The sequence below is a fragment of the Pseudomonas sp. RtIB026 genome, from assembly GCF_016861355.2.
GTDB classification, from domain to species: domain Bacteria; phylum Pseudomonadota; class Gammaproteobacteria; order Pseudomonadales; family Pseudomonadaceae; genus Aquipseudomonas; species Aquipseudomonas peradeniyensis.
Genome location: NZ_AP023348.2, coordinates 4,060,072 through 4,074,499, shown reverse-complemented (window position 1 = coordinate 4,074,499; position 14,428 = coordinate 4,060,072). Strand labels below are relative to the sequence as shown.

Annotated in this window: 2 protein-coding genes; both read left to right on the top strand. The window is 68.3% G+C overall.

Annotated features, from left to right (window positions below):
- The first annotated feature begins 64 nt into the window (after positions 1 to 64).
- Positions 65 to 3,469 carry a non-ribosomal peptide synthetase gene (locus tag PRtIB026_RS18070; protein WP_203652429.1) on the top strand — a complete coding sequence of 1,135 codons (3,405 nt, stop codon included), beginning with the start codon at positions 65 to 67 and terminating at the stop codon, positions 3,467 to 3,469.
- Positions 3,466 to 14,418 carry a non-ribosomal peptide synthetase gene (locus PRtIB026_RS18065; protein ID WP_203652430.1) on the top strand — a complete coding sequence of 3,651 codons (10,953 nt, stop codon included), beginning with the start codon at positions 3,466 to 3,468 and terminating at the stop codon, positions 14,416 to 14,418. Before PRtIB026_RS18070 ends, PRtIB026_RS18065 begins: the two co-directional genes overlap by 4 nt.
- The last annotated feature ends 10 nt before the right edge of the window (positions 14,419 to 14,428 follow it).

Here is a 14,428-nt window from a genome sequence, read left to right as displayed (position 1 = left end):
CATTCGTTCTTGTTGATGCGCCCGGACCTTCCGGTCGCGCCGCCGATCAGCAAGGACCTCACACATGAATGCCGCAGACGCCCAGAAACTTTCCCGCCGTTTCATCGAGTTGCCCCTGGACAAGCGCCGCTTGTTCCTCGAAGGGATGCGACGCGAGGGTATCGATTTCGCGCAGCTGCCCATGTCGTCCTGTGCCGGTCTGAGCGAGCGCGACGGCCTGTCCTACGCCCAGCAGCGCATGTGGTTCCTCTGGCAGCTGGAACCCCACAGCGCCGCCTACAACCTGCCGATGGCCGTGCGCCTCGACGGCGAGCTGCAGGTCGAGGCGCTGGAGCGGGCGTTCAGCCTGCTGGTCGCCCGCCACGAATGCCTGCGCACCACCTTCGCCCAGGACGGCGAGCGGGCGTTGCAGCGGGTGGCGGAGCCGGCGCCGGTGAGCATCCAGCTGTTCGACCTGGCCGACCTGCCCGAAACCACGCGCTGGGAACGCGCGCACCAGCAGATGGCGGCCCAGGCCACCCAGGCCTTCGATCTCGAGGGCGGGCCGCTGTTCGGCATCGCCCTGTTGCGCCTGGCGCCCCAGGAACACGTGCTGTTGCTGACCCTGCACCACATCATCGCCGACGGCTGGTCGATGAACATCCTGATCGACGAATTCATGCGCAGCTACGACGCCCTTGTGGCGGGGCGCGAGCCGCAGCTGGCGGAGCTCAAGGTGCACTATCGCGACTATGCGCTGTGGCAGCGCAGCTGGCTGGAGGCCGGCGAGCGCGACCGCCAGCTGGACTACTGGCGCGAGCAGCTGGGTGAAGAGCACCCGTTGCTGGAGCTGCCGACCGACCGGCCTTACCCGGCCCAGCCCAGCCACCTCGGCGAGCGCCTGGAGCTGACGCTCGACGCGGGCCTGCGCGAGGATCTCAAGCAGTTGGCCCAGCAGCACGGCGTGACGCTGTCCACGGTGCTGCTGGCCGTGTTCAAGACCCTGCTGTACCGCTACAGCGGGCAAACCGACATCCGTGTCGGCGGTCTGATCGCCAACCGCAACCGCAGCGAGACCGAAGGGCTGGTCGGCTTCTTCGTCAACACCCAGGTGCTGCGCAGCCAGTTCACCGCGCAGACGCCGTTCAGCGACCTGCTGCGCAGCCTGCACCAGGCCTCCGTCGGCGCCCAGGCGCACCAGGACCTGCCGTTCGACGCGCTGATCGAAGCCCTGCAGCCCCAGCGCAGCCAGAGCCATACGCCGCTGTTCCAGGTGATGTTCAACCACCAGCCGCTGGTCACCGACCTCAATGACGTGCGTCTGGACTGCGGCCTGCGCGTGGGCTACCTGAGCGCCGAGCAGCTGGCCGGCAGCCGCCGCCAGCATGCCGCCACCAGCGACCTGATGCTCGACACCCGGGAGGAGGGCGAGCAGCTGTTCGCCGCCTTCACCTATGCCACCGACCTCTTCGACGAAGCCACCATCGCCGCCCTGGCCGGGCACTGGCGCAACCTGCTGCGCGCGGTCTGCCAGGCACCGCGCCAGCGCCTGGGCGAGTTGCCGCTGCTGGCCGAGGCCGAGCGCCAGGCGCTGCTGTGCCCGGTGGCCGAGGTGTCGTCGCTGGTACCGGTGCAACGGCTGTTCGAAGCCCAGGCCGCCCGTAGCGGCGAGGCATTGGCATTGATCCTGGCCGACGGCGCCGCGGCGCCATCCATGAGCTATGCCGAACTCAATGCCCGCAGCAATCGCCTGGCCCATCACCTGCGCCATCAGGGCGTCGGCCCCGATGTGCTGGTGGGCGTGGCCCTGGATCGCTCGCTGGACCTGGCCGTGGCCCTGCTGGCCGTGCTCAAGGCCGGCGGCGCCTATGTGCCGCTGGATCTGCAGGCCCCGGCCGAACGCCTGGGCCATGTCTTCGAGGACAGCGGCCTGCAATGGCTGCTGACCACCACCGCCCAGTTGCCCGGCCTGCCGGTGCAGGGTGGGCTGCGCTGCCTGTGCCTGGACCAGCTGGCGCTGGACGATGAGTCGGCGGACGACCTGGCGTTGACCGTCACCCACGACAACCTGGCCTATGTGATCTACACCTCCGGTTCCACCGGCCGGCCCAAGGGCGTGGCCATCAGCCACGGCGCCCTGAGTGAGTTCATCGCCCGCGCCATCGACTACAGCGACCTGCGCGAAGGCGACCGCGTCCTGCAGTTCGCCACCAGCAGCTTCGACGGCTTCGTCGAGCAGTTCTTCCCGCCGCTGTGCCACGGCGCCTGCGTGGTGCTGCGCGATACCCGCCTGTGGGACAGCGCCGCCCTGCATGAGGTGCTGATCAGCCACGGCGTGACCCTGGCCGACCTGCCGGCTGCCTACTGGTACTGGCTGGTGCAAGACTTCGCGGCGCGTCCACCGGCCAGCTACGGCGCGCTGCGCCAGATCCACGTCGGCGGCGAAGCGATGGCGGTGGACGGGTTGCGCCTGTGGCAACTGGCCGGGTTGGGCCATGTGCGCCTGCTCAACACCTATGGCCCGACCGAGGCCACGGTGGTCTCGACCATCCACGACTGCACCGGGCTCGGCCACGAGGCGGTGTCCTGGCGCGGCATCCCCATCGGCCAGGGCCTGGCGCAGCGTCGGCTGTACATCCTCGACGATGACCTCGAACTGCTGCCGCAGGGCGGTGTGGGCGAGCTGTACATCGGCGGTCCGGGCCTGGCCCGTGGCTACCACGGTCAACCGGCGCTGAGCGCCCAGCGCTTCGTCGCCGACCCGTTCGCCCATGGCGAGCGCCTGTACCGCACCGGCGACCGTGCGCGCCTGGGCGCTGACGGCGCCATCGAGTACATCGGCCGTGTCGATCACCAGGTCAAGGTCCGGGGTTTCCGCATCGAGCTCGGCGAGATCGAGGCGCGCCTGCAGCAGTGCCCGGGCGTTCGCGAAGCGGTGGTGCTGGCCCTGCCGATGACCGGCGGCCTGCAACTGGTCGCCTATGTAGTGCCCGACGCCGCCGAGCAGGATGCCGCCGAACAGGCGCGGTTCCGCCAGCAGGTGCGCAGCCTGCTCAAGGCGCGCCTGCCCGAATACATGGTACCCGGCCACCTGCTGCTGCTGCCGCGCCTGCCCCTGACGCCCAGCGGCAAGCTCGACCGCAAGGCCCTGCCGGCACCGGACCCCAGTGCATTACAGGCTGAGTATCGGGCGCCGCAGAGCGCCATCGAGCAGCAACTGGCGCAGATCTGGATGCAGGTGCTGGGCGTGACCAAGGTCGGCCTGGACGATCACTTCTTCGAACTGGGCGGGCACTCGTTGCTGGCCGCCCAGGTATTGGCGCGGATCAAGGACCAACTGGGCCTGGTGCTGCCGTTGCGCAGCCTGTTCGAACACCCCGCGCTGGGCGACCTGGCCGCCGAGCTGGGCCGCCTGGAGGGCGGTGATAAAGATGACGACTGGTCGGATATGGACGCGTTCATGAGTTCCTTGGAAGGGGTTGAGGCATGAGTGGCAATATGGCGGTACGCATTGCAAAACGGTTCGTCAGCCTGCCTCTGGAGCAGCGCCGGCAGTTCCTCGCCAAGCTGCGCGAGGACGGCAAGGACTTCAGCCTGTTGCCGGTGGTCGAGTCGCGTCACGACTTTGCCAGCATCCCCCTGTCCTTCGCCCAGCAGCGCCTGCTGTTCCTCTGGCAGCTGGAGCCGCACAGCGCGGCCTACAACATGGCGGCCGGCCTGCGCCTGAGCGGCCGGCTCGACGTGGCGGCCCTGCAGCGCTCGTTCGAGCACCTGGTGGCGCGCCATGAGGCACTGCGCACGGTGTTCCAGGTCGATGGCGAGCAGCCACGCCAGGTGATCCTCGCGACCCAGGCCGTACCCCTGGCGCAGGTCGATCTCACCGGTGTGGCCAGCGACCGGCGCGAGGCCGAGCTGGCCACGCAGGTGCGCGAGGCCAGCCACCAGCCCTTCGACCTGCTGCACGGGCCGCTGCTGCGCGCCACCCTTTACCGGCTGGCGGCCGAGGACTACGTGCTGCTGGTGTGCATGCACCACATCGTCTCCGACGGCTGGTCGATGGATGTGATGGTCAAGGAGTTCGTGCACAGCTACCAGGCTTTCAGCCAGGGGCAGGCACCGCAGTTGCCGGCGCTGGAGGTGCAGTACGCCGACTATGCGATCTGGCAACGCAGTTGGCTGGAGGCCGGGGAGGGCGAGCGCCAGCTCGGCTACTGGCGCCAGCAGCTGGGCGAGGAGCAGCCGCTGCTGGAGGTGGCCGCTGACCATGCCCGCCCGCTGACCCAGAGCTTCGACGGCCAGACCCTGAGCTTCGACTTCGGCGCCGAGCTGTCCCGACGCCTGGGCGGCTACGCCCGCGCCCAGGGCATGACCCTGTTCATGCTGGTGCTGGCGGGCTTCTCGCTGTTCCTCTCGCGCCAGGCCGGGCAGCGTGATATCCGCATCGGCGTGCCCAACGCCAACCGCGGCCGCGCCGAGGTCGAGGGGCTGATCGGTTTCTTCGTCAACACCCAGGTGCTGCGCTGCCAGGTGGACGAGCGCCTGAGCTTCGACGACCTGCTGGCCCAGGTGCGCGAGGCGGTGCTTGGCGCCCAGGCGCACCAGGAACTGCCGTTCGAGCAACTGGTGGACGCCCTGGTGCCGGAACGCAACCTGGGCCACAACCCGCTGTTCCAGGTCAAGTTCAACCAGAACGTCGGCATGCAACGCCAGCGCTCGCTGGCCCTGCCGGGCCTGAGCGTCGCCGAGTACCCGCTGGACAAGGTCGGCACCCACTTCGACCTGGCGCTGGACATCACCGACGACGGCCAGCTGATCCACGGTGAGATGACCTTCGCCGGCGACCTCTACCAGCGCGCCACGGTCGAGGCGTTCATCCCGGCGTTCATCGAGCTGCTGGGCCAGTTGCTCGACGCGCCGCAGCTGCCGCTGCATCGCCTGGCCGCGCCGCTGCGTGCCGGGCAGGCGCCGGAGCGCGAGGCGCCGGTACTGGTAGTGGAGCAATGGCAGGAGCAGGTACGTCGGCAGCCCGAGGCGCTCGCCGCCCGTAGCCTGGAGCACAGTCTGAGCTTCGCCGCCCTGGACCAGGCCGCCAACCGTCTGGCTCACCACCTGCAACGCCAGGGCGTGACCCGCGGCCAGCCGGTGGCGGTGCTGATGGAGCGTTCGCTGGACTGGCTGACCTGCATGCTCGGCATTCTCAAGGCCGGCGCCGTGTACATGCCGTTGGACACCAAGGCGCCTGAAGCGCGTCTGCGGCAGATGCTCGATGCGGCGCAGGCCAAGGTGCTGTTGTGCGCCGCCGGCGATGCGCGCCTGACCAGCCTGGCCGCCGCCGATCGCCTGACCGTGGGCTATGTGCCCGAACAATGGCAGGACCTGCCGGCCAGCGCGCCGGCCATCACGCTGTGGTCTGAATCGCCAGCCTATGTGATCCACACCTCCGGCTCCACCGGCCAGCCCAAGGGCGTGCTGGTCAGTCATGGCGCCCTGGCCAGCTATGTCGCCGGCCTGCTCAAGCGCCTGGCGCCAGCACCGGAGGCGAGTATGGCGCTGGTCTCGACCATCGCCGCCGACCTGGGCCACACCGTGCTGTTCGGCGCCCTGTGCGCCGGGCGCCTGCTGCATGTGCTGCCCGAGGCGCTGGGCTTCGACCCGGACGCCTTCGCCCGCTACATGGCCGAACACCGGGTTGGCGTACTGAAGATCGTCCCTGGCCACCTGGCGGCGCTGCTACAGGCCGGCAACCCCGCCGATGTGCTGCCCGAGCAGGCGCTGATCGTCGGTGGCGAGGCCTGCACGCCCGCCCTGGTGGAGCAGGTGCGCCGGCTCAAGCCGGGCTGCCGCCTGATCAACCACTATGGCCCGAGCGAGACCACGGTCGGCGTGCTGACCCATGAGGTCACGACCCTCGCCGCCGAGGCCCGCGCCGTGCCGGTGGGCACGGCCCTGCCGGGCGCCCATGTGCTGCTGCTCGACGATGTGCTCAACCCGGTCGCCGACCAGGTCGCGGGCGAGCTGTATATCGGCGGTGCCAGCGTGGCCCAGGGTTACCTCGGTCAGCCGGGCCTGACCGCCGAACGCTTCGTGCCGGACCCGACGCGGCCTGGCCAGTGCCTGTACCGCAGCGGCGACCGGGTGCGGCGCAACCGTGCGGGCCAGGTGGAATTCATCGGTCGCGCCGACGACCAGGTCAAGGTGCGCGGTTATCGTGTCGAACCAGCCGAAGTGGCGCGGGTGCTGCTGGGGCTGGACGGGGTCGCAGAAGCGGTGGTCCTGGCCCAGCCGGTGGACGGTGACGAGACCCGCCTGCAACTGGTGGGCTGGTGCGTGGGGCAGGGGCTGCAGGGTGAAGCCTTGCGCCAGCAATTGCAGGACCGCCTGCCGGACTACATGGTGCCATCACAGATCCTGCTCCTGGAGCGCCTGCCGCTGACCGCCAACGGCAAGCTCGACAAGCGCGCGCTGCCGGCACCGGGTGTCGCCCGGCGCCAGTACACAGCGCCAGTCGGCGAGATCGAGCAGGCCCTGGCGGCGATCTGGGCCGAGGTGCTCAAGCTCGACCAGGTCGGCAGCACCGACAACTTCTTCGAATTGGGCGGCGACTCGATCCTCAGCCTGCAGATCATCGCCCGGGCCAAGCGCCAGGGCATCAAGCTCAGCCCCAAGCAATTGTTCGAGAAGCAGACCATCGGCCAGTTGGCGGCGGTGGCCAAGCGTATCGAGAAAAAGGCCGCGACAGTCGAGCAGGTCAGCGGCACGCTGGCATTGTTGCCGATCCAGTCACGCTTCTTCGAAAGCGACATCCCTGAGCGCCAGCATTGGAACCAGGCTTTGCTGCTCAAACCGACCCAGCCGCTGCGCGCCGACTGTCTGACGGGCGCGTTGCAGGCGCTGGTCGACCAACACGACGCACTGCGCCTGCGCTTCTCCCAGCGCGATACCTGGCAGGCCGAGTTCCAGGCCGGCAAGGCCGACGACATGCTCTGGGTTCGTGAGCTGAACGATATGGCCGAGCTGCCGGCCCTGGCCGAGCAGGCCCAGCGCAGCCTCGACCTGGCCAAGGGGCCGCTGCTGCGAGCTCTGTTGGTGGACCTGCCCGAAGGCCAGCAGCGTTTGCTGCTGGTGATCCACCACCTGGTGGTCGACGGGGTGTCCTGGCGGGTGCTGCTCGAGGACCTGCAACTGGCCTACACGGCCCTGGTCGCGGGCAAGCCGCTGGCGCTGGCGGCCAAGAGCAGTTCGCTCAAGGCTTGGGCCGAGCGCCTTGGCGCCTATGCCCGCAGCCCCGAACTGCTGGCCGAAGCCGATTACTGGCTGGACGGCCTCGCAGCCGCTGGCGATGAATTGCCACGGGACAATCCGTCGGGCGCCCAGACCAACCGTCACGTCGCCCATGCCTCGTCGCGCCTGGACACCGCGCTGACCCGCAAGCTGCTGCAGGTGGCGCCCGCCGCCTACCGCACCCAGGTCAACGACCTGCTGCTGGCGGCCCTGGCGCGGGTGCTGTGCGACTGGACCGAAGAGAAATCGGTGCTGATCCAGCTGGAAGGCCATGGCCGCGAGGACCTGTTCCCGGAACTGGACCTAAGCCGCACCCTGGGCTGGTTCAGCAGCCTGTTCCCGGTACGCCTGACGCCAGCTCATGGGCTGGGCGCGGGATTGTGCGCAGTCAAGGAGCAGTTACGTGCGGTGCCGAACAAAGGCATCGGCTACGGCGTGCTGCGCTACCTCGGCGAGCCCGACCTGCGCGCGCGCCTGGCGGTATTGCCGCAGCCACGGGTGACCTTCAACTACCTGGGGCAGTTCGACGGCAGCTTCGCCGAGGCCGAGGGCGCGCTGTTCACTCCGGCCAGCGAGGCCAGCGGTGCTACCCAGGATATGGACAGCCCGCTGGGCAACTGGCTCGGTATCACCGGGCAGGTCTACCAGGGCGAGCTGGAGCTGGACTGGAGCTTCAGCCGCGAGGTGTTCCGTCCCGAGACCATCGAGGCCCTGGCGCGCCGCTACGAGCAGGTGCTGGCCGAGCTGGTCGAGCACTGCGCCCAGGCGCCGCACCAGGGCGTCACGCCATCGGACTTCCCGCTGGCCGAGCTGACCCAGGCGCAACTGGATGGTCTGCCGCTGGCGGCCGGGGAAATCGAGGACCTCTACCCGCTGTCGCCGATGCAGCAGGGCATGCTGTTCCACAGCCTCTACGAGCAGGCGGCGGGCAACTACATCAACCAGTTGCGCGTGGATGTGCGCGGGCTGGACATGGCGCGCTTCCGTGCGGCCTGGCAGGCGGTGGTGGACAACCACGAAGTGCTGCGCAGCTGCTTCCCGCAGGATCTGCCGGCACCGGTGCAGGTGGTACGGCGCCAGGTGCAGGTGCCTTTCGTCGAGCTCGACCAGTCCCAGGATCCGGATGCCGTGGCCCAGGCCGAGCGCCAGGCCGGTTTCGACTTGGCCAGCGGTCCGCTGCTGCGCCTGACGCTGATCCGCACAGGCGATGACAGTCATCACCTGATCTACACCAGCCACCATATCCTGATGGACGGCTGGAGCAGCTCGCGCTTGCTGGGCGAAGTGCTGCAGCGCTACAGCGGCGCGACGCCGGGCGGCAAGACCAGCCGTTATCGCGACTATATCCAGTGGCTGCAAGGCCAGGACCAGCAGGCCAGCGAAACCTTCTGGCGGGGGCAGGTGGCCGATTTGCAAGAACCGACCCGTCTGGTCCAGGCGTTCAAGTCCTCGGCCCAGGGGCAGGGCCATGGCGTCCTGGCGCTGCGTTTCGAGGCGCAGCAGACCCGGCAGCTGGCGGACTTCGCCCGGGACCAGCGCGTTACCCTCAACACCCTGATCCAGGCCGCCTGGCTGCTGCTGTTGCAGCGCTACACCGGCCAGGCCAGCGTGACCTTCGGTGCCACCGTGGCCGGTCGCCCGGCCGAGTTGCCGGGTGTCGAGGAGCAGCTGGGGCTGTTCATCAACACCTTGCCGGTGGTCGCCAGCCCGCGCCCGGAACAGACCGTGGGCGACTGGGTGCAGCAGGTCCAGGCGCTGAACCTGGCCTTGCGCGAACACGAGCACACGCCGCTGTACGAGATCCAGCGCTGGGCCGGCTGGAGCGGTGAGGCGCTGTTCGACAACATTCTGGTCTTCGAGAACTACCCGGTCGCCGAGGCGCTGCAACAGGGCGCACCGCAGGGTCTGCAGTTCGGTGAGGTGCTCAACCAAGAGCAGACCAACTACCCGCTTACCCTGGTGGTGCAAGTGGGCGAGCGCCTGGAGGCGAGCTTCAGTTTCGATCGCCAGAGCTTCAGCGAGCAGGCCATCGACCAGCTGGCGGGGCACTTCCAGCACCTGCTTGCGCAGTTGGCGGCTGACGCTCAGCGTGCACTGGGTGCGCTCAGCCTGCCGGTGGAAGACCAGCAGGTGGTGGCCAGCTATCCGAGCACGGCTTGCACCCATGAGTTGATCGAGGCGCAGGCGGTGCGTACGCCTGAAGCGATCGCCGTGACCTTCGCCGGGCAGGCGCTGAGCTACGACCAGCTCAACCGCCGGGCCAACCGCCTGGCGCACAAGCTGCGCGAGCAGGGCGTGGGGCCGGATGTGCTGGTGGGTATCGCGGTGGAACGCGGTTTCGAGATGATCGTTGGCCTGCTGGCGATCCTCAAGGCGGGTGGCGCCTATGTGCCGCTGGATCCGGAATATCCGCAGGACCGCCTGAGCTACATGATGGAAGACAGCGGCATTCAACTGCTGCTGACGCAAGGCCACTTGCTGGCTGATTTGCCCGTGCCGGCGCAGGTCCGCAGCCTGAAGCTGGAAGACGATCTGGCTGGCTACAGCGATGAGACCCCTGCGCACCTGACTCAGCCGGACAACCTGGCCTACGTCATCTACACCTCGGGCTCGACCGGCAAGCCGAAAGGCACGCTGCTGCCGCACCACAACCTGCTGCGCCTGTTCAAGGCGACCGATGCCTGGTTCGGCTTCGGCCCGCAGGATGTGTGGACGCTGTTCCACTCCTACGCCTTCGACTTCTCCGTGTGGGAGATCTTCGGTGCGCTGCTGCACGGCGGTCGCCTGGTGATCGTGCCGCGTGAAACCACGCGTTCGCCGGAAGACTTCCACCAGCTGCTGGTGGAGCAGGGCGTGACCGTGCTCAACCAGACCCCGTCGGCGTTCAAGCCGCTGATGCGGGTGGCTTGTGACAGCGCTGATGATCTGGCACTGCGCTACGTGATCTTCGGTGGTGAAGCCCTGGATGTGGCGGCGTTGCAACCGTGGTTCGAGCGCTTCGGCGAGGACTGCGACAACCTGATCAACATGTACGGCATCACCGAGACCACGGTCCACGTGACCTACCGGCCGATCCGATTTGTCGATACGCAACAGCCGGGCAGCCCGATCGGTGCGGCGATCCCGGACCTGTCGATGTATGTACTGGATGCCGATTTCAACCCGGTGGCCAAGGGCTGCACGGGCGAGCTGCACGTTGGCCATGCCGGCCTGGCCCGCGGTTACTACAACCGTGCCTCGCTGACCGCCGAACGCTTCGTACCGGATCCGTTCTCCAGCGAAGGTGGACGTTTGTACCGCACCGGCGACCTGGCCCGTTATCGCGGCCAGGAAGTGATCGAATACGTGGGCCGGATCGACCATCAGGTGAAGATCCGTGGCTTCCGTATCGAACTGGGCGAGATCGAAGCACGTCTGCAAGAGCATGCGTCGGTGCGTGAAGTGTTGGTGCTGGATATCGACGGGGCAGGGGGCAAGCAACTGGCGGCCTATCTGATCGCTCAGGATCCATCCGCCGATCACGCAACGCTGCGTGACACGCTGAAGCAGCACCTGAAAACCAACCTGCCGGACTACATGGTTCCGACGCACTTCCTGGTGCTGGAGCAGTGGCCGCTGACCGCCAACGGCAAGCTGGACCGCAAGGCCCTGCCGAAGCCGGACGCCAGCCAGCTGCAACAAGGCTACGTGGCCCCACGTACGGACCTGGAGCAGCAACTGGCGGCGATCTGGAGCGAAGTGCTGAAGGTCGAGCAGGTTGGTCTGCACGACAACTTCTTCGAACTCGGCGGCCACTCGCTGCTGGCCACCCAGGTAACCTCGCGCATCCGCCAGCGCCTGAACCTGGAAGTTTCGCTGCGCAGCCTGTTCGAGTCCGCCGACCTGCTGGCCTTCGCCCAGGCTGCCGGCCAGGGTTCGGCCAGCCAGGCGCCGGCGTTCACTGTCGTGGACCGCAGCCAGCCGCTGCCGTTGTCCTACGCCCAGCAACGCCAGTGGTTCCTCTGGCAGCTGGAGCCGGACAGCGCCGCCTACAACATCCCTTCGGCCCTGCGTCTGAAGGGCGAGCTGAACATCGAGGCCCTGCGCAGCAGCTTCGCCGCGCTGATCGCCCGTCACGAAACCCTGCGCACCACCTTCAGGCAGCAGGGCGATAGTGCCGAACAGGTGGTGCACCCGACGCTCGATGTTCCGCTGCAGGTCGCGTCGGCTGCCCTGGATGAGACGGCGCTACAGGCCTGGGTCGAGGCCCAGGTGCGCGAGCCGTTCAACCTCGAGCACGGTCCGCTGCTGCGCGCCCGCTTGCTGCGCCTGGCCGCCGACGACCACGTGCTGGTGCTGACCCTGCACCATATCGTCGCCGACGGCTGGTCGATGCCGATCATGGTCGACGAACTGGTGCGCGGCTATGAAAGCCATCTGCAGGGTAAGGCCCCGCAGCTGCCGGCCCTGGCGTTCCAGTACGCCGACTACGCCGCCTGGCAGCGCCAGTGGATGGAGGCTGGCGAGCAACAGCGCCAGCTGGACTACTGGCAAGCGCGCCTGGGCAGCAGCCAGCCGATCCTCGAGCTGGCCACCGACCACCCGCGTCCCGCCGTGCAGCAATACGACGGCGCTCGCCTGCAGGTGAGCCTGGAGCCGGGCCTGGTTGCCCAGCTCAAGGCGCTGGCCGGGCAACAGGACGTGACCCTGTTCATGCTCCTGCTGGCGTCGTTCCAGGCCTTGCTGCATCGTCATTCCGGTCAGGCCGACATCCGCGTCGGCGTGCCGGTGGCCAACCGCACCCGGGCCGAGACCGAAGGGCTGATCGGCTTCTTCGTCAACACCCAGGTACTGGATGCCCGCTTCCAGCCGCAACTGCGCTTCGACGAATTGCTGCAACAGGTCAAGCACACCGCCCTGGGCGCCCAGGCGCACCAGGAGCTGCCCTTCGAACAACTGGTCGAGGCCCTGCAGCCGGAGCGCAGCCTGAGCCACAGCCCGCTGTTCCAGGTGCTGTTCAACCACCAGACCCAGGTGCTGGGCGAATCCCGCGAGCTGGCGGGCCTCAGCCTGCAGGGGCTGGTCTCGGACAAGCAGACCGCGCAGTTCGACTTGACCCTGGACACCGCCGAGCACGAAGGCGGCCTGAGCGCGACCCTGACCTACGCCACCAGCCTGTTCGAGGCCGCCAGCGTGGCGCGCATGGCCCAGCACTGGCGCAACCTGTTGCAGGGCATCTGCCAGGACGCCGGGCAGCGGGTTGCCGAACTGCCGCTGCTGAACCGCGAGGAGCGCGAACGCACCCTGTACGCCTGGAATGACAGCGCCGCCGACTACCCGCGCGGGCAGACCGTCCAGCAGTTGATCGAGGCGCAGGCCGCGCGCACGCCGCAGGCCACCGCCGCGGTGCTGGGCGAGCAGTCGCTGAGCTACGAGCAACTGAACCGTCGCGCCAATGCCCTGGCCCATCACCTGCGCAGCCTGGGCGTCGGCCCTGATGTACTGGTGGGGATCGCCGTGGAGCGCAGCCTTGACATGCTGGTCGGCCTGCTGGCGGTGCTCAAGGCCGGTGGCGCCTATGTGCCGCTGGACCCGCAGTTCCCCGAGGACCGCCTGGCCTACATGATGGAGGACAGCGGCATCGCGTTGCTGCTGACCCAGTCCAGTCTGCTGCAGCGCCTGCCGATTCCGCCGCAGGTGCACAGCCTGTGCCTGGACCAGCCGCTGCCGGCCGAGCACGGCGAGGACAATCCGCGTCAGCTGGCACTGCCGGAAAACCTCGCCTACGTGATCTACACCTCCGGCTCCACCGGCAAGCCCAAGGGCGTGACCATCCGCCACGACGCGCTGGTCAACTTCCTGTGCAGCATGGCGCGCCAGCCGGGCATCGACGCCTCGGACAAGGTGCTGTCGCTGACCTCGCTGTCGTTCGATATCGCCGGCCTCGAGCTGTACCTGCCGTTGCTGCGCGGCGCCAGCGTGGTGCTGCTGGGCGAGCAGGTGAACAAGGACCCGCAGGCCTTGCTGGCGGTGATCCAGGCCCAGGCGGTCAGCGTCGTCCAGGCTACGCCATCGACCTGGCGCATGCTGCTGGATGCTGCGGCGCCCGGTGCCTTCGCCGGCAAGAAGGTGCTGTGCGGCGGCGAGGCGCTGAGCGCCGAGCTGGCCCAGCGCCTGATTGCCCAGGCCGGGCATGTGTGGAACGTCTACGGCCCGACCGAGACCACCATCTGGTCGGCCTGCCACTACCTGACCGCCAGCGACGATGTGTGGCTGGGCCGTCCGCTGGCCAACACCCGCCTGCACGTGGTCAGTGACGAGCTCGACGTGTTGGCGCAAGGCGCGCGCGGCGAGCTGCTGATCGGCGGCGATGGCTTGGCGCGGGGCTACCACAACCGTCCGGGCCTCACCGCCGAGCGCTTCGTGCCGGATCCGTTCGCCAGCGAGCCGGGCGCGCGCCTGTACCGCACCGGCGACCTGACCCGCTACCGCGACGACGGCGTGATCGAGTATGTCGGGCGCCTGGACCACCAGGTGAAGATCCGTGGCTTCCGCATCGAGCTGGGCGAAATCGAGGAGCGCCTGCTGTTGCACCCGGCGATCCGCGAGGCCGCGGTGATCGATATCGACGGCCCGACCGGCAAGCAGCTGGTGGCCTACCTGGTGCTGCACGACGCGCAGCAAGGCGTGGAAGCGCTGCGCGGCGAGCTGCGCGCGCACCTGAAGGCCGGGCTGCCGGACTACATGGTGCCGAGCCACCTGGTGGGCCTGGCGCGCATGCCGCAGACCCCCAACGGCAAGCTGGACCGCAAGGCCCTGCCGCTGCCGGACGCCAGCCAGCTGCAGCCGGCCCATGTGGCGCCGGTCACGGAGCTGGAGCGCAAGCTGGCGGCGATCTGGGCCGAGGTGCTGCATGTCGAGCGGGTGGGGCTGCAGGACAACTTCTTCGACCTGGGTGGGCACTCGCTGCTGATTGTCCAGGTGATCGGCCGGGTGCGCGAGCAACTGGGCGTCGACCTGAGCCTGAACGAACTGTTCGAGCAGGCCACCCTGGCCGATTTCAGCCAGGTGGTCGAGCGCAAGTCGGGGCAGGTCGCCAACGCCCATGACGAACTGACTAAATCCCTGGATGCCTTGAAACGTCTTACTGCACAGGAAATAGATAATCTGATCGCTTAGCGGGAGACAT

Bases quoted from the DNA above. Each gene is read 5' to 3' on its own strand.
- PRtIB026_RS18065 (WP_203652430.1), top strand. From the start codon at position 3,466: ATGAGTGGCAATATGGCGGTACGCATTGCAAAACGGTTCGTCAGCCTG.
- PRtIB026_RS18070 (WP_203652429.1), top strand. From the start codon at position 65: ATGAATGCCGCAGACGCCCAGAAACTTTCCCGCCGTTTCATCGAGTTG.